The sequence below is a fragment of the Mycobacterium sp. NGS41 genome, assembly GCF_059812725.1.
The window spans coordinates 54,632-70,874 of the sequence record NZ_JCALDF010000015.1 but is presented as its reverse complement, the minus strand read 5'-3'; the positions used below and the strand labels follow the sequence as shown (position 1 = coordinate 70,874).

The following is a 16,243-nucleotide window of genomic DNA, read 5'->3' as shown; positions in this document are numbered from 1 at the left end:
CGTTCAGGACAGCTCTGAGGTGCCGACCGCAGTCCGGCACGTGTGGGCCCTAGTGGCTTAGTTGTTCCCCCGGCTGAACTGGTCGAATCCGCCGCCGTCCGCGGTGGAGTCGACCGGTGCCGCCGATCCGCGCTGACCGAGTTCCTCGAGCTGCGATTCCAGGTAGGTCTTGAGTCGGGTGCGGTACTCGCGTTCGAACGTGCGCAGCTGCTCGAGACGGCCTTCCAGCACCGTGCGCTGCTGGTTGATGGTCCCCATGATCTCGGAGTGCTTGCGTTCTGCGTCGGCTTGCAGTGCGTCGGCTTTCTCCTGGGCTTGACGCAACTGACTCTCGGAGCGGGTCTGGGCGTCGGCGAGCATCGCCTCGGCGCGCTGCCGGGCCTCGGCGACCGTGGTTTCCGCGGTGTGGCGCGCTTCGCTGAGAATCTGGTCGGCATTGGCACGGGCATCGGCCAGCATCTTGTCGGACTCGGCCTTGGCGGTGCTGGTGAGCCGGTCGGCGGTGTCTTGCGCCAGACTCAGCACCCGAGCGGCCTTCATGGCCTGTTCCTCGTTGCTGCTGGCCTGCGCCGCGACCGGAGCGGCCACCGGCGCCGGGGTCGGCTCGGGCTCGGGCTCGGGGATGGGTATCGCCTGGGTCGGCTGCGCGGAAAGAGAAGCTGCGCCAGCGCCCGCCCCCCCGGCGAGCTCTTGGTCCAGTTCTGCGATTCGCTGACGTAGATCTGAATTTTCTTCGATAAGCCGCGTCAGCTCGTTCTCCACCAAGTCGAGGAAGGCGTCGACCTCGTCTTCGTTGTAACCGCGCTTGCCGATTGGCGGCTTGCTAAACGCCACATTGTGGACGTCAGCTGGTGTAAGCGGCATTGTTCGTTCCCCTCGAGTTCCTGCCAAACGCTCTGGAAAGTGTAGAACGCAGTGGCAGCCGTCGTGCAACTGCCGCCCATCCTGTCACACCAGACCCGCCGGTTGCTGATTGGACCAATAAATAAGGACGAATTTCAAACTCTAAATTCCGTGTTCTTAGATTTGAAATCGAGCGCCCCGAACTGTCGCCGAACCGTGCCCGAAACGACGCCCCCGACAGCGCCTCGAAAGCTCATGTTCGGCCCAGCGCGACTTGCCAGCCGATGAAGACGACGAGCAGCAGCACCATGATGGACAGGTCAAAGCGGACCGCGCCGATGGTCAGTTGCGGGATCAGCCTGCGCAGCAGTTTCACCGGCGGATCGGTGATCGACATGATGATCTCCAAGATCACCACAGTGATACCGGTCGGGCGCCAGTCGCGGCTGAATGAGCGGATGAACTCGATGACAATCCGGAAGATGAGCAGCACCCAGAAAAAGAACAGCGCAAACCCAAGGATCTTAACGAACAGCACCGATGACCCGACCTTAACGATGAGATGTCAATAGCCGCGCTCGCGACGAATTTCAGCGTACCGACTCAGGGGACCGACACACATCTCAACCGTCGGGCAGGAGGAGCGCCTGGCCGGGGTGCCCTCCTGGCACGGGCCGGGGATCTGCGTCTATTGGTAAGCGTAGAAACCGGTTTCGGCAATCCGGCGCCGCTCCTCGGGGGAAACGTCGACGTCGGCAGGTGAGAGCAAGAACACCTTGGTCGCCACCTTGTCGAATGAGCCACGCAACGCGAAGGCCAGGCCCGCCGCGAAGTCGACCAATCGTTTGGCGTCGGCATTGTCCATGGAGACCAGGTCCATGATGACCGGGGTGCCGTCACGGAACCGCTCACCGATGGTGCGCGCCTCGCTGTAGTCCTTGGGCCGCAGCGTGGTGATCTTCGACAGTGGGTGACCTTCCTCGAACATCATCGCCATGCGGCGCGGGTCCATGGCCAGCGCGCCGCGAGTGGAGTTGCGCAGCCAGGACCCGAAGCGGGGCCGGCTCATGTCTGTGCGGTCGAATTCGCGTGGCCGAAACGGGGCGTCCTCCCCGTAGCCGCCTCGGTAGCTGCTCGGCGGTGGATAGTCAGCTGGCTCGCCGCGCATGTCGGCGCGCGGGTCGCGGCGAAGGTCCTCGTATTCGCGCCCTTCATAGCGTCCGTAGTCGTCGTCGAATCGCGGCCGGGAATAGCCGCGGGAGGGGGCGCGGTCGTCGTAATACTCGTCGTCGTAGTCGTCCATCGGCGCCATACCGAAGTAGGCCTTGACCTTATGCAGTGTGCTCATTGCGTGACCCCTTCTAGCCCCTGGGAGTATTGGTGTCTGTGATGAAGGTGTGACTACAGTGACTAATTACGGTGACCGTAACCGCCTCGGACCCAATAGCGCGGTACCGACACGCACACATGTCGAACCATGTTTGACGGCGATTTCCAGATCGTTGGACATGCCGGCGGACAATCCCACCGCATTCGGGTGTGACTCGAGCACCCGGTGGTGCTCCGATTGGAGCCGGTCAAAGGCCCGTTCGGGGTCCCAGTCCAGCGGCGGAATGCCCATCAGCCCGATTAATTCCAGGCAGCGTGAGTCCTGCACCTGCGCGCAGACCTCGTCGAGCGCACCAGGTGCGGTGATGTCGACGCCGCCGCGGGAGACGTCGCCGTCGAGGCTGGCCTGAACGTAGACCCGCAGCGGGTGCTCGCGGCGGCTGTCGGACATCGCCGCGGCGACCGCCCGGTCCAGCGTGGCAACCACCTGCCGGCTGTCGACCGAGTGCGCGGTGTGCGCCCAGCCGGCCAGCGACCGCGCCTTATTCCGCTGTATCCGGCCGACCATGTGCCAGTGCATATCCCGCGCGTCGGCGCGCGGCGACAGCCCGGGGTACTTCGCGAGCCGGGCAAGTTCGGCCACCTTCGCCTTGGCTTCCTGCTCCCGCGATTCGCCGACGGCGCGACAGCCCAATCTGGACAAAATCGCCACATCGCTTGCTGGAAAGAATTTGGTAATAGGTAGAAGTTCAATTTCGCTGACATTGCGCCCTGCCGCTTGCGCGGCCGCCGCCAGTCTGGATCGCACTCCCGCCAGCGCATGCGTCAATTCCGATTCGCGGTCACCCTCATTTCCATCCGTTCCCCGGGCCGACATCTCCACCGCCATAACGGTCATTCCATCCAGACGAGCGATGCCAGCCGCCCCGTTGGCGCGCCGCGGCGATGGCTGAACAAGGTCGGGTCGGCCAGCGTGCAGCGCGGATCGATGTCGATCGCCTGCACACCCAAATGGCCTAGTTGGCAAGCGATTCCGGCCCGCAGGTCAAGTCCGGGAGTTCCGGCCGCGGTCGTGGTGCGGCTGCCCGGCAACGCCGCCTCGACCTCCGCGGCCATCGCCGCGGGCACTTCGTAGTTGGGGCCGCTGACCGCCGGTCCGAGCAGCACCGAAATGTCGTCGACCTGCGCGCCCAGGCCCAGCATCGCCTCGACCGCGCGCACCACGACGCCTCGCTGGGCGCCGACGCGGCCGGCATGAACGGCTGCGGCCACACCGGCACGCGCGTCGGCCATCAACACCGGCACACAGTCGGCGGTCACCACCGCGAGCGCCAGTCGGGCCGTGTTGGTCACCAACGCGTCGGCGTTGTCGACGGCGCCGTCCCGTGGTCCGTCGACCACCTCGACCCGATCACCGTGGACCTGGTTCATCCACACCACCCGGTGGGCGGCCAAACCGATCGCGGCGGCCAGCCGGGCCCGGTTGGCCGCAACGGCCGCCGGGTCGTCGCCGACGTGATCACCGAGGTTGAAGGTGTCGAAGGGCGGCTTCGACACGCCGCCCGCTCGGGTGGTCGTCACCCGCCGGATGCGAACGCTCACGTGCCCAGTATCCGGATTCGGCGCACATCAAGGGCTCCAGCAGGTCCGAGGGGCCTCAGCGACGCATGAACGGAGGCACGTCGACGTCGTCGTCATCGCCGCCGATACTCAACGTCGCGCCATTGGTGTGCACGGGCACGCTCACGGCGTCGACCGGCTCGAACAATGTCGAGGTGAGCTTGCCGGCCTTCGCGGTCTCGATCCGGTGCGCCCCGCCACCGGAGCCGCTTCCCGCAGCGGCGCCTACGACGGGCTTGCGGCCAGGGCCGGCGTCGAAGCCCGCTGCGATCACCGTGACGCGCACCTCGTCGCCCAGCGAGTCGTCGATGACGGTACCGAAAATGATGTTGGCGTCCTGGTGGGCGGCGTCCTGGACCAGCGAGGCCGCTTCGTTGATTTCGAACAGACCCAGGTCGCTGCCGCCGGCGATCGACATCAGCACGCCCTGCGCGCCCTCCATTGACGCCTCCAGCAGGGGCGAGTTGATGGCGATCTCGGCCGCTTTGAGTGAGCGTCCTTCGCCCCGGGCCGAGCCGATGCCCATCAACGCGGTGCCGGCGCCGGACATGATGCCCTTGACGTCGGCGAAGTCGACGTTGATCAGCCCGGGCGTGGTGATCAGGTCCGTGATGCCCTGCACACCGTTGAGCAGCACCTCGTCGGCGCTGCGGAAGGCGTCCATCAGGGAGACCGCGGCGTCGCCCATCTGCAACAGCCGGTCGTTGGGGATCACGATGAGGGTGTCGCAACTCTCTCGCAGAGAGTTGATGCCGTTTTCGGCCTGGTTGCTGCGCCGCTTGCCCTCGAAGGAGAACGGCCGGGTGACGACGCCGACGGTCAGCGCGCCCAGTTTGCGGGCGATGCTGGCGACGACGGGTGCTCCGCCGGTGCCGGTTCCGCCCCCTTCGCCGGCGGTGACGAACACCATGTCGGCGCCGCGCAGCAGCTCTTCGATCTCGTCTTTGGCGTCTTCGGCAGCCTTGCGCCCCACCTCGGGGTCAGCGCCGGCACCCAGTCCACGGGTGGAGTCGCGCCCGACGTCGAGCTTGACGTCGGCGTCGCTCATCAATAGTGCCTGCGCGTCGGTGTTGATCGCGATGAATTCCACGCCCTTGAGGCCCTGTTCGATCATCCGGTTGACGGCGTTGACGCCGCCTCCACCGATGCCCACGACCTTGATGACGGCCAAATAGTTATGCGGGGGGGTCATCATGTGTCTTCCTCCCTGGTGGGGCGTGTCTCTCCCGGTCTCTGCCCGGGGCTTCTCCCGTTGGGTGTTCTCTGCAATTGTTTGCGGTGTGTCCGCTTGGCAAACCCTCAACCTCAACCATAGAGTTAGAGTTATGTCAAGTAGTTCCGCGCAACCAGAACGGTATTGGCACGACGCGCGCTAACCCCGAAGGCGCGCCGACGGGCGACACGCAAATTTTTCGGGCGTCAGTGGCATCCGCCTGCCGCGCGACACTTTCATTACGCACACGACACGCCCGGATGGGTCGCAGTGGGTGAAGTCTCGATGAAGGTGACAGTCCGAAACGGCGCCGAGGGCCATTACTTGACGGTCGGCAGGTCGGGGCTGGAAACATCGTAGGTGCGCCCCGGTTGCGTCAGCAGGGCCGCAAGCTTCTCGGCCTTCTCTTCGGCACGGTCGGTGCTCCCCCAGATCACCACCCGCCCGTCGGACAACGTGAGAGTGATCGACGACAGTGACGGCGCCGCGATCTTGCCCACCTGACCCGCCACCTCGGGACGCAGCGTGGTCAACACCTGTAGCGCCGCCTTGGTCGCCGGATCGTTCGGCCCGGGGTTGTCGACCTCTAGGTAGGGCAGCGCGCCGGGCGGCGCAGCGGTCGCAAAGTCGACACCGTCGCGGTCGAACAGGTGGGGACCGTCGGCGAAATCCTTCACCGCCACCGCGACCCGTTCGACGATGGTGATCCGCAGCGCGGAGGGGTATTGACGCTGCACTCGAGCGCTGGCCACCCGCCGGATCGCGGCCACCCGGTCGGCGACCTGGCTGGTGTTGACCTGCAGTAGCGGCGTCCCGGTACGCACCTGTGCCGCGTCGAGAACCTCCTCGCGGGTTACCGCCCCGGTCCCGGTGACGATGATGGAGCGCGCCGACATCGCCGGCGTGAAGTAGAGGATTAGGGCCAGCCCGACTCCGACGACGACCAGCAGCACCGTCCACAGCAACATCTTGAGGCCCCGAACCACGCCTCGCGCAACAGGTTTCGGCTCATTGACCAGATGCACCCGCGCCCGCCGCTTGGCCTCGCGGCGGGCTTGCTCGATGGCGGTGGCGCGAGCCTGCGCGGCGCGACGCTCGGCTCGTTCCCGTCGGGCCCGCCGTCGGGGCCCCTCGATTTCGTCTTCCGCCTCTTGGTCCGCCGGTGTTTGGTCGGCAGGGTCCTCGTCCCGCGGCTCGGCGTCCTGCGGTTCGGCGTCGTCCTGCGGCTCGGAATCGTCGGTGGTGTCGCCGCCGACCGGGTCGATATGGTCGGTGGGCTCGCTCATCGCAACACCCCGGGCCGGCCGGGCGCGCTGCGATTGGCCCGCACCCGCAGTGCGGTCACGATTTCCGGCCCCAGCATGGTCACGTCGCCGGCGCCCATCGTGACGATGACGTCGGCCGGGCCGGCGGCTGCGGCCACCTCTTCGGCGACCGCCGAGAAGTCCGGCAGGTAGCGCACCGGCGCGCTGACGTGCTCGGCGACGCTGGCTCCGCTGACGCCGGCGAGCGGTTGTTCGCGTGCGCCGAAGACGTCCAGAACGAACACCTGGTCGGCGGCGCCCAGCGCCCGACCGAACTCCGCCGCGAAAGCCTTTGTCCGCGAATATAAGTGAGGCTGAAAGACCACGATTGAACGGCCCCCGCCGCTCTGCTCGAGCACGGTGCGGACGGCGGCGAGCGTCGCGCTGATCTCCGTCGGGTGATGGGCGTAGTCGTCGAACACCCGCACCGAGGCCTTGCCGTCTCCCGAGCTGCCGACCAGTTCGAATCGGCGTCGCACGCCCTCGAACCCGGCCAGCCCGTCGAGCACCTCGTCGGCCGCCGCTCCGACTTCGAGCGCGGCCAGCAGCGCGCCCAGCGCATTGAGGGCCATGTGGCGGCCGGGCACCGACAGCCGCATCGCGCGGACCGGCTCGCCGGCCAGTTGGATATGCGCGACGGCCTCGGTGCCTTGTTGCTCCCACGACAACAGGGTGCAGCTCAAGGGCTCCCGCCCTGGAGAGGGTGACGAGCCGTAGCGCAGGACCCGTACGCCCAGTTCGGCCGAGCGTTGGGCCAGCGCGGCGGCCCCCGGGTCGTCGGTGCAGACCACGAGCGCTCCGCCTGGGGCGAGCCGTTCCACGAAGGCGTCGAATACTCCGACATAGGCGTCGGTGCTGCCGTAGAAGTCGAGGTGGTCGGACTCGATATTGGTCACCACCGCGACGTGCGGCGTGTACTCCAGTAGCGAACCGTCGCTTTCGTCGGCCTCGGCGACGAAGCAGCTGCCGCTGCCGTGGTGAGCGTTGGTACCGGCCTCCCCCAGCTCACCGCCGACCGCGAAGGACGGGTCACGCCCGCAGTGCTGCAGGGCGACGATGAGCATCGACGTCGTCGTCGTCTTGCCGTGCGTGCCGGTGACCATCAGCGTCGTGCGACCGTCCATCAGCTTGGCCAGCACCGCGGGCCGCAGCAGCACCGGAATGCCGCGGCGCCGGGCTTCGACGAGCTCGGGGTTGGTCTTTGGTATGGCGGCGTGGGTGGTGACGACGGCGGTGGGGCTGCCGGGCAGCATGTCCAGCGACGACGCGTCGTGCCCGATCCGGATGAGCGCGCCCCGCGCCCGCAGCGCGTGCACACCGCGCGACTCCTTGGCATCTGACCCGGACACCAGGCCGCCGCGGTCCAGCAGGATTCGGGCGATGCCCGACATGCCCGCGCCGCCGATGCCCACCATGTGCACCCGCTGCAGCTCGGGTGGCAACTGCCCCGCGTTCACTGCGGCCTCCGAGTCAGGCGCACCGCGTGCCGCCGGCCTTGACGGGCGATGTCCAGGGCCGCCTGCGCCACTTGGCGCGCGGCGTCGCGATGTCCCACCTGCGCGGCGGCCGCCGTCATGGCCGCCAGCCGGGGCGGGTCGGTGAGCAACGCGGCGGCCTCCCGGGCCACCAGGCCGGGCGTCAGGTCGGCGTCGGCGACCACCATTCCGCCGCCGGCGTTGACCACCGGCAGCGCGTTGAGCCGCTGTTCGCCGTTGCCGATCGGCAGCGGGACGTAGATGGCCGGCAGGCCGACGGCCGAGACTTCGGCGACCGTCATCGCCCCGGATCGGCAGATCACCAGGTCGGCGGCGGCGTAGGCCAGGTCCATCCGGTCCAGGTAGGTCACTGCCACGTAGGGCGCATCACCCGGTTGCGGAGTGCGGAGCTCCAGCGTGTTCTTGGGTCCGTGGGCGTGCAGCACGGCCACCCCCGCGGCGGCCAGATCGGCCGCGGCGGCCGACACCGCCCGATTCAGTGAGACCGCGCCCTGCGATCCCCCGAACACCAGCAGCACCCGCGCGTCCTCGGCGAAGCCGAAGTGTGTACGTGCCTCGGCGCGCAACGCCGCACGGTCCAGCGCGGTGATGGCCGCACGGACGGGCACACCGACGACCTCGGCTCGGCGCAGCCCGGAACCGGGCACCGCGGAAAGGATCCGATCGGCGGTGCGGGCGCCGACCCGGTTGGCGATCCCGGCCCTGGCGTTGGCCTCGTGGATGAGCACCGGCACCCGGCGGCTCACCCTGGGGATCCCCCGGGCAGCCAGGTACGCGGGCAGGGCCACATACCCGCCGAAGCCGACGACGACGTCGGCGTCGACGACGTCGAGCACCGACCGGGTCTCCCGGACCGCACGCCACACCCGCGACGGCAGCCGGGCCAGGTCACCGGTGGGTTTGCGCGGCAACGGCACCGGGGTGATCAGTTCCAGGTGGTAGCCGCGTTCGGGTACCAGCCTGGTCTCCAGCCCACGCGCGGTGCCGAGCGCGGTGATGCGGACCTGCGGGTCCAGCGCGCTCAGGGCGTCGGCGACGGCCATCGCCGGTTCCACGTGGCCGGCGGTACCGCCGCCGGCCAGCACCACCGACAAAGGTGTCTTCAAAGTGCCCGCAGAGCCCGAAGAGCCATCGGAAAGGCCCGCGTGGTTGGGTGTCCCCAGCCCGTTGGCCGGCTCCCTGACCGTGTCGTTCACCCGTAACGCTGACCTTCCAGTGCGCGAACGCGCCGTGTATGACGCTGGCCGGACGCCTGACTAACACGGCGCTGGCCAGATCCATGATGCCCTGATCGATGGACCGGCCGATCAGCGCTGCGGGGTAGTGCCTGCCGCGGCGACCGGGCGGGCTGTCGCGGCGCCTTGCCGGGCGGCGTCGCCTTGCCCGTTTTCGGGGCCGGTTGCGAGCGGTTTCCCTTACGGTCGCGGAACGCCTCGAGGCGACTCGGTGTATACGGCTCGGGCAGCGGCAGCCGCAGCAGCCGGTTCATCTTGTCGTCGCGCCCGGCCCGCAGCGCGGCCACCGCCTCCGGCTCGTGGCGAGCCGCGTTGGCCATGATGCCGATCATGAAAAGCGTTGTAGCCGTGGATGTTCCGCCAGCAGAAATGAGTGGTAGCTGCAGGCCGGTGACCGGCAGCACCCCGATCACGTAGCCGATGTTGATAAACGCCTGGCCCAGCACCCATAACGTGGTGGTGGCGGTCAGCAGCCGCAGGAACGGATCGGCCGATCGTCGCGCGATCCGCATGCCCGTGTAGGCGAACAACCCGAACAGCCCCAGCAGCCCGAGCGCGCCGACCAGGCCGAGTTCCTCGCCGATGATGGCGAAGATGAAGTCGTTGTGGGCGTTGGGCAGGTAGTTCCACTTGGCGGTGCCCTGACCGAGGCCGTCGCCGAAGATGCCGCCGTGGGCCAGCGCGAACTTCGCCTGACGGGCCTGGTACCCGGTGTCCATCGGATCCATCTCGGGGTCCAGCCAGGACCGCACCCGGTCAGAGCGGTAGCCGGCGGACATCGCCAGGATGGCCCCGGCGATGACGACGGCGACCAGCGAGCTGCCGAACACGCGCAGCGGCAGGCCGCCGTACCACAACAGCCCCAGCAGGATGATGCCAAGCGACACCGTCTGCCCCAGGTCGGGCTGGGCGACGATCAGCGCCAGCGCTATCACCGCCGCCGGCACCAGGGGAATCAGCATCTCGCGCAGCGACGCGCGTTCCATTCGCCGCGCGGCCAGCAGATGCGCCCCCCAGATCGCGAACGCGATCTTGGCCAACTCGGACGGCTGCATGGAAAGGCCCGCGACCACGAACCATTTGCGGGAGCCGTTGGCCAGGTTGCCGATTCCCGGGACCAGTACCAGCACCAGCAAAATGACGGTGATGACGTAACCGGAGAAGGCGACCCGCCGGAGGAACCGCACCGACATGCGCAGGGCGACGTAGCACCCGATGAGCCCGATGATGGTCCACAGGACCTGCTTGCCGAAGATCACCCACGCCGACCCGTCGTCGCCGTAGGACCGTACGCCGGACGCGGAGAGCACCATGATCAGACCGAGGGTGGTCAGCAGCGAAGCGACCGCGATGATCAGATGGAACGACGTCATCGGCCGGCCCAACCAGGCGCCGAACCGGCTACGCGGGCCGATTTTTTCGGGTTTCTCGGCTTCTTTGGCCGCTGGGGTGCCGGCCGTTTCGCCGGTCTCCCCTGGCTCGTCCGTCGGGGTGTCCGGAATGTTGGCGTCTTTCTTGCCCCGGCGCAGCAACCGGGTCAGCGCGATACCCACGCCCGCCTACCGGGCCGCCGCGCGCACGGCGGCCGCAAATGCGTCGCCACGTTCGGCGTAGCTGGTGAACTGGTCGAACGACGCGCCGGCCGGCGCCAAGAGCACCGTGTCGCCGGGTTGGGCCAGGTCACGGGCGGCGGCCACCACCCCGGCCATCACATGCGAGCCGACAGTTCCGCCAGAATCGTAAACTTTTGTCACATCAAGAACAGAAGCACCAGAAGCCACAGCAGTCGCATGCATCTCAACATCCTCGCCTGTAACAACGTGGACGACGGGAACATCCGGCGCGTGTCGTGATAACGCCTCAGCAACCACCGCGCGATCTTGGCCGATAAGGATCGCCCCGACCAGCCGCGGCGCCATCCGAGCCACCTCGGCCTCCACCGACGCCCCTTTCAGCAGGCCACCGGCCACCCATACCACCCGCGGGTAGGCCAGCACCGAAGCCAGCGCGGCATGCGGGTTGGTGGCCTTGGAGTCGTCGACGTACTGGATGCCGTCGGCGACGGCCACCAACTCCGAGCGGTGGCGCCCCACCTGGAACGACGAGATCGCGGCCCGGATCGCTTCGGGTGGCGCGCCGACGCTGCGGGCTAGCGCCGCCGCGGCAAGCGTGTCGAGCACTCCGACCGGGCCCGGGACAGGTATCGAGGCGGCCGGCAGCAGCGCCAGGTCGTCGGCGAAGGCGCGGTCCACCAGCTGACCGTCGCGCACCCCGAGCTCGCCGGCAGCCGGCTCGTCCAGCCGGAAGCCGACCCGCACGGGCGCCGGCGCGGTGTCCAGCAATGCGGCCGCGCGGCTGTCGTCCAGCCCCGCCACCGCGACCCGGCCGGTCAGCACCCGGGCCTTGGCCGCGGTGTAGGCGTCCATCGTGTGATGCCAGTCTAGGTGATCTTCGGCGATGTTGAGCACTACCCCGGCCTCTGGCCGCAGCGAGGGCGCCCAGTAGAGCTGGAAGCTGGACAACTCCACGGCCAGCAATTCGGCGGGCTCTTCGAGCACATCCAGGACGGGAGCGCCGATGTTGCCGCACAGCACGCTGCGCAGGCCGGCGGCCGTCAACATGGCGTGCAGCATCGACGTCGTCGTGGTCTTGCCGTTGGTGCCGGTCACGACCAGCCAGCGACGCGGCGGCCCGTAGCAGCCGGCGGCGTCGAGCCGCCAGGCCAATTCCACGTCACCCCAGATGGGTATGTTTGCCGCGGCCGCGGCGGCCAACACGGGCGTCGTCGGCTGGAACCCGGGACTGGTGACGACCAGCGCATATTCGGACACCTGCTGTGCCGCCGCCGACGGGTCCAGGGTCGCGACTCCGGTCTTGGCGTAGGAGCGCAGCATGTCCGGGTCGTCGTCGAACACTGTCGGCACCGCGCCGAACCGGGTCAGTGCGGCCACCACCGCCCGCCCGGTCACCCGGGCACCGGCCACCAGCACGGACGCGCCGGGGGTCAGGACGTCAGACCCGCCGGGGGAAACCACGTCAGGCTCCGATCGTGGCTAGCCACTCGCCGTAGAACAGCGCCACACCCAGACCGCAGGTGATCGCGGTAAGCAGCCAGAAGCGGATGATCACCGTCGTCTCGGCCCAGCCGACCAACTCGAAATGGTGGTGGAACGGCGCCATCCGGAACACCCGGCGGCCGGTGGTGCGGAAAGCCAGGATCTGCAGCACCACGGACACGATCTCGGCGACGAACAGCGAACCCAGCACCACCGCGAGCAGCTCGGTGCGGCTGGTCACCGACAAGCCGGCGATGATGCCGCCCAGCGCCAACGACCCGGTGTCGCCCATGAAGATCTTGGCCGGCGCGGCATTCCACCACAGAAAGCCGATGCAGGCACCGGCGGTCGCGGCCGCGATGAGCGCCAGATCCAGCGGATCGCGCACGTTGTAGCAACCCAGCCCCGGCGCGGTCGCGCAGGCATTGCGGTACTGCCAGAACGTGATCAGCACGTAGGCGCCGGTGACCATCGCCATGCAGCCGGCGGCCAACCCGTCCAGCCCGTCGGTGAAGTTGACCGCGTTCGACCAGGCGCTGACCATGATCACGCAGAACAACACGAACAGTGCCGGAGCCAGCGTTACAGTGGCGACTTCGCGCACGTACGACAGGTTTGCGCTGGCCGGAGTCAGGCCGCTGCCGTTGCGGAACTGCAACACCAGTACCCCGAACAGCACCGCGGCGGTGATCTGCCCGACCGTCTTGGCGGTTTTGTTCAGCCCGAGGTTGCGCGACCGGCGGATTTTGATCAGGTCGTCGATGAAGCCGACGCCGCCCAATACGGTGGCCAGACCCAGCACCAGCAGACCCGACGCGGAGATCCCTTCGCCGTGGAACGCCAGCCCGGCCAGGTGGGTGCCCAGGTAGCCCGCCCAGATGCCAACCAGAATCGCCACCCCGCCCATCGACGGCGTGCCGCGTTTGCTGTGGTGGGTTGGCGGGCCGTCCTCGCGGATCTGGTGGCCGAAGCCCTGCTTGGTGAACAGCCGAATCAGCGCCGGAGTCAACAGGATCGAGGCGGTCAGCGCGACGGCGACGGCGATGAGGATCTGTCTCATGGCCGCGCGGCCTCGCTCACCAGCGAGTCGGCCAGCGCGCCCAGCCCGGCCGCGTTCGACGCCTTGACCAGCACCACATCCCCGGGTTGCAGTTCGGCGCGCAGCAGCGCCAGGGCGGCGTCCGCGTCGGCGACGGTCACGACGCCTCTATCGGCCTCAGAGCCCCACGAACCCTCCATGACCGCTCCGTGGTGCATGGCGCTCATCGACCTCCCAGTTCCCACGACAACGAGTCGAGACACATCTAATCGCACCGCGAGCCGCCCGACGCGATCATGCTCGGAAATGGCGTCGTCACCGAGCTCAGCCATCTCGCCGAGCACCGCCCAGCTCCTGCGCTTTTCGGCCGGGCCGGCCCCGCGGCCGTGGGCGATCCAGGCCAGCGCCTGCAGCCCGGCCCGCATCGAATCGGGGTTGGCGTTGTAGGCGTCGTCGATCACGGTGACGCCGTCGGCGCGGGTGCTGACCTGCATCCGGTGCCGCGACACCGGCCCGGCCGCGGCCAGCGCGGCCGCTGCTTGGCCCAAGCCGGCGCCGCATTCCAGCGCGACGGCAGCCGCGCACATCGCGTTGCTGACCTGATGGTCGCCGTAGACCCCCAGTTGCACCTCGGCGGCCGCGGTTTCGGTGTGCATCGTGAAACGCGGGCGGGCCAGGTCGTCCAGCGTGACGGGGCCGGCCCAGACGTCACCGGCGATGCCGTCGCGGCTGACCCTGACCACCCGGGCCGCGGTCACCCCGGCCATCGCCGCCACCGCGGGGTCGTCCACGTTCAGGATGACGACACCGGATGCCGGGACAGCTTGCGGCAGTTCGGCTTTGGTTCGGGCAATGGCATCCCGCGAGCCGAACTCGCCCAGATGCGCGGTGCCGACGTTGAGAACCACGCCAATCGACGGCGGGGCGATCTCGGCCAGCGCGGCGATATTGCCGGGGTGGCGGGCTGACATTTCGAGGACCAAATAGTCGGTGTCGCGGGTCGCGCGCAGCACCGTCCACGGATGACCCAGCTCGTTGTTGAACGACCCGGGCGGGGCCACCACCTGACCCAGCGGCTCGAGCACGGCCGCCACCAGGTCTTTGGTCGAAGTCTTTCCCGACGAGCCGGTGATCCCGACGATCGTCAGCCCGCCGGTCACCAGCTCGGCGGCCACCGCTTTCGCCAGCTTCGCCAGCGCGGCCAGCACCGCCGCACCCGATCCGTCGGCGTCGTGTTCCAGCACCCCGGCCAGCCCGCCCACGGCGGCACCCGGCTGCGGCGCGGCTGGGCTTACCACGATGGCGGGCACGCCGACCGGGCGCGCGGCGAGCACCGCGACGGCGCCGGCGGCCACGGCCGAGGCCGCATGGTCGTGCCCGTCGGAACGCGCCCCGGGCAGCGCCAGGAAAAGCCCGCCAGGGCCGACGGCACGCGAGTCGAACTCGACGGTTCCGGTCACACGGGTCGCCGCGGCGGCATCCGGTGCGATGTCGGCCAGTGTGCCGCCGACGATCTCGGCGATCTGGGCAACGGTCAGGTCGATCACCGGCGGGCCTCCAAAGCCCCAGCCAGCTCCACCCGGTCATCGAACGGCCGCACCTCCCCGGCCCCGCGCTGCCCGGTTTCGTGGCCTTTTCCGGCGACCACCACCACGTCGCCGCGGCCCGCCCAGGCGACCGCATGCCTGATCGCCGCTCGTCGGTCGGCGATCTCGACCACCTGCGCTTTAGCGCCGCCCTTGGCGGCCCCAGCCAGGATATGACGGCGGATTGCGGCCGGATCCTCGCCCCGCGGGTTGTCGTCGGTGACGACGACCAAATCGGCGAGCTCGGCGGCGACCTCGCCCATCGGAGCCCGCTTGCCGGGGTCGCGTTCGCCGCCGGCGCCGAACACCACCGCCAGCCGGCGGCCCGGCTGCAGCAGCGTGGTCAGCACGGCGCGCAACGCGCCTGGCTTGTGGGCGTAGTCGACCAGCGCGAGAAAATCCTGGCCGCAGTCGACCTCTTCCAATCTGCCGGGGACCCGTGCTTCCCGCAGACCTGGCGACGCCTGCGCCGGTGACACCCCAACGGCGTCCAGAATAGCCAGTGCGACAAGGCAATTCGCGACGTTATAGCGGCCCGGTAACCGGATGCCGATCCGGTGCTGCACCCCGGCGGGGTCCACGGCGGTGAATTCCTGTTTCCCGGCGCCCATCGGAGCCACATCTATGGCGCGCCAGTGCGCGGGTTGGTCGGTGGTGCTGACGGTGATCGCGGCGTCGGCCCGGGCGGCCATCGCGCGCCCGGCGTCGTCGTCGACGCACACCACCGCGGTGCGAGCCCGCAGCGGCGAGGCCGGGTCGAACAGCGATGCCTTGGCCTCGAAATAGTCGGCCATAGTGGGATGAAAGTCGAGGTGGTCGCGCGACAGATTGGTGAATGCGCCGACCGCGAATTGGGTGCCGTCCACCCGGCCCAGCGTCAGGGCGTGACTGGACACCTCCATCACCACGGTGTCCACCCCGCGCTCGGCCATCTGCGCGAGCATCGCCTGCAGCGCCGGCGCCTCGGGAGTGGTCAGCGCGCTGGGGATGTCGGCGCCGTCGATGCGGATGCCGATGGTGCCGATCAGTCCGGCCATTCGCCCGCCGGCCCGCAGGCCGGCCTCGACCAGGTAAGTCGTGGTGGTCTTGCCCGACGTTCCGGTGATCCCGATGACCGTCACCCGGTCGGAGGGGCGACCATACACAGTGGCGGCCAGGTCGCCGAGCACGCTGCGCGGCGCGGGATGGACCAGGACCGGGACGGTTTCGGTTTCGGCCCGCGCCTGGGCTTGGGCGGCCAGCTCGGCGACCCCGGCGGCGTCGGTGAGCACGGCAACCGCGCCGCGTTCGATCGCTTCGGGGGCATACCGCGCGCCGTGCGTGGAGGCGCCGGGCAGGGCGGCAAACAGGTCACCCGGTCGCGCGTCCTGGGCACGAAGTGTCACACCGGTGACCGTCAGGTCCGGGACGACGGCGCGTCGATCTGGGCCGTCGGCCAGTACCGCGCCGACCTGGGCCGCGAGTACGGGCAGCGGCACGCCCGACGTGCGCCCAGTGGGCACCTCTCATCACCTCCGTCCGA

At 68.9% G+C, this 16,243-nt stretch carries 14 protein-coding genes; all 14 read right to left on the bottom strand.

What is annotated here, in order from left to right:
* Positions 1-57: 57 nt before the first annotated feature.
* On the bottom strand, positions 58-864 hold the full coding sequence (gene wag31 / locus AC5Y21_RS15435; protein WP_499913341.1) for a DivIVA-like cell division protein Wag31: 807 nt from the start codon (positions 862-864) through the stop codon (positions 58-60).
* Positions 865-1,096: 232 nt separating this feature from the next.
* Entirely contained in the window at positions 1,097-1,381 is a 285-nt protein-coding gene (locus AC5Y21_RS15430) for a YggT family protein (RefSeq protein WP_067228903.1), read from the bottom strand.
* A gap of 150 nt (positions 1,382-1,531) precedes the next feature.
* Positions 1,532-2,191: a cell division protein SepF gene (locus AC5Y21_RS15425; protein WP_499913338.1), complete on the bottom strand. Its 660-nt coding sequence runs from the start codon at positions 2,189-2,191 to the stop codon at positions 1,532-1,534.
* 66 nt (positions 2,192-2,257) lie between these two features.
* Positions 2,258-3,070 (bottom strand): YggS family pyridoxal phosphate-dependent enzyme, encoded by an 813-nt coding sequence (locus AC5Y21_RS15420; protein WP_499913336.1) that lies wholly within the window; start codon positions 3,068-3,070, stop codon positions 2,258-2,260.
* The gene (gene pgeF / locus AC5Y21_RS15415) at positions 3,067-3,774 is read right to left on the bottom strand and encodes a peptidoglycan editing factor PgeF (RefSeq protein ID WP_499913334.1); all 708 of its coding nucleotides are present in this window, start codon (positions 3,772-3,774) and stop codon (positions 3,067-3,069) included. Before pgeF ends, AC5Y21_RS15420 begins: the two co-directional genes overlap by 4 nt.
* 55 nt (positions 3,775-3,829) lie before the next feature.
* Positions 3,830-4,984, bottom strand: coding sequence for a cell division protein FtsZ (ftsZ, locus tag AC5Y21_RS15410; protein ID WP_499913332.1), 1,155 nt, complete (start codon positions 4,982-4,984; stop codon positions 3,830-3,832).
* Positions 4,985-5,325: 341 nt separating this feature from the next.
* Positions 5,326-6,291 (bottom strand): cell division protein FtsQ/DivIB, encoded by a 966-nt coding sequence (locus tag AC5Y21_RS15405; protein WP_499913330.1) that lies wholly within the window; start codon positions 6,289-6,291, stop codon positions 5,326-5,328.
* Positions 6,288-7,766, bottom strand: a complete 1,479-nt coding sequence (gene murC / locus AC5Y21_RS15400; protein ID WP_499913328.1) for a UDP-N-acetylmuramate--L-alanine ligase — start codon at positions 7,764-7,766, stop codon at positions 6,288-6,290. The genes AC5Y21_RS15405 and murC overlap by 4 nt, the downstream gene beginning before the upstream one ends.
* The gene (murG, locus tag AC5Y21_RS15395) at positions 7,763-9,001 is read right to left on the bottom strand and encodes an undecaprenyldiphospho-muramoylpentapeptide beta-N-acetylglucosaminyltransferase (protein WP_499913326.1); all 1,239 of its coding nucleotides are present in this window, start codon (positions 8,999-9,001) and stop codon (positions 7,763-7,765) included. Before murG ends, murC begins: the two co-directional genes overlap by 4 nt.
* Positions 8,998-10,593: a putative lipid II flippase FtsW gene (gene ftsW / locus AC5Y21_RS15390; protein WP_499913324.1), complete on the bottom strand. Its 1,596-nt coding sequence runs from the start codon at positions 10,591-10,593 to the stop codon at positions 8,998-9,000. The genes murG and ftsW overlap by 4 nt, the downstream gene beginning before the upstream one ends.
* Positions 10,594-10,599: 6 nt before the next feature.
* A complete protein-coding gene (gene murD / locus AC5Y21_RS15385) occupies positions 10,600-12,075 on the bottom strand; it encodes a UDP-N-acetylmuramoyl-L-alanine--D-glutamate ligase (RefSeq protein WP_499913323.1) in 1,476 nt (491 codons plus the stop codon).
* A gap of 1 nt (position 12,076) precedes the next feature.
* On the bottom strand, positions 12,077-13,156 hold the full coding sequence (gene mraY, locus AC5Y21_RS15380) for a phospho-N-acetylmuramoyl-pentapeptide-transferase (RefSeq protein WP_499913321.1): 1,080 nt from the start codon (positions 13,154-13,156) through the stop codon (positions 12,077-12,079).
* Positions 13,153-14,682, bottom strand: coding sequence for a UDP-N-acetylmuramoyl-tripeptide--D-alanyl-D-alanine ligase (locus AC5Y21_RS15375; RefSeq protein WP_499913319.1), 1,530 nt, complete (start codon positions 14,680-14,682; stop codon positions 13,153-13,155). The genes mraY and AC5Y21_RS15375 overlap by 4 nt, the downstream gene beginning before the upstream one ends.
* The gene (locus AC5Y21_RS15370) at positions 14,679-16,223 is read right to left on the bottom strand and encodes a UDP-N-acetylmuramoyl-L-alanyl-D-glutamate--2,6-diaminopimelate ligase (protein ID WP_499913317.1); all 1,545 of its coding nucleotides are present in this window, start codon (positions 16,221-16,223) and stop codon (positions 14,679-14,681) included. The genes AC5Y21_RS15375 and AC5Y21_RS15370 overlap by 4 nt, the downstream gene beginning before the upstream one ends.
* Between the last annotated feature and the right edge of the window lie 20 nt (positions 16,224-16,243).

Excerpts from the sequence above, each read along its gene's own strand:
- wag31 (WP_499913341.1), bottom strand. The coding sequence starts at position 864 with ATGCCGCTTACACCAGCTGACGTCCACAATGTGGCGTTTAGCAAGCCG.
- AC5Y21_RS15425 (WP_499913338.1), bottom strand. The coding sequence starts at position 2,191 with ATGAGCACACTGCATAAGGTCAAGGCCTACTTCGGTATGGCGCCGATG.
- AC5Y21_RS15420 (WP_499913336.1), bottom strand. The coding sequence starts at position 3,070 with ATGACCGTTATGGCGGTGGAGATGTCGGCCCGGGGAACGGATGGAAAT.
- ftsZ (WP_499913332.1), bottom strand. The coding sequence starts at position 4,984 with ATGACCCCCCCGCATAACTATTTGGCCGTCATCAAGGTCGTGGGCATC.
- AC5Y21_RS15405 (WP_499913330.1), bottom strand. The coding sequence starts at position 6,291 with ATGAGCGAGCCCACCGACCATATCGACCCGGTCGGCGGCGACACCACC.
- mraY (WP_499913321.1), bottom strand. The coding sequence starts at position 13,156 with ATGAGACAGATCCTCATCGCCGTCGCCGTCGCGCTGACCGCCTCGATC.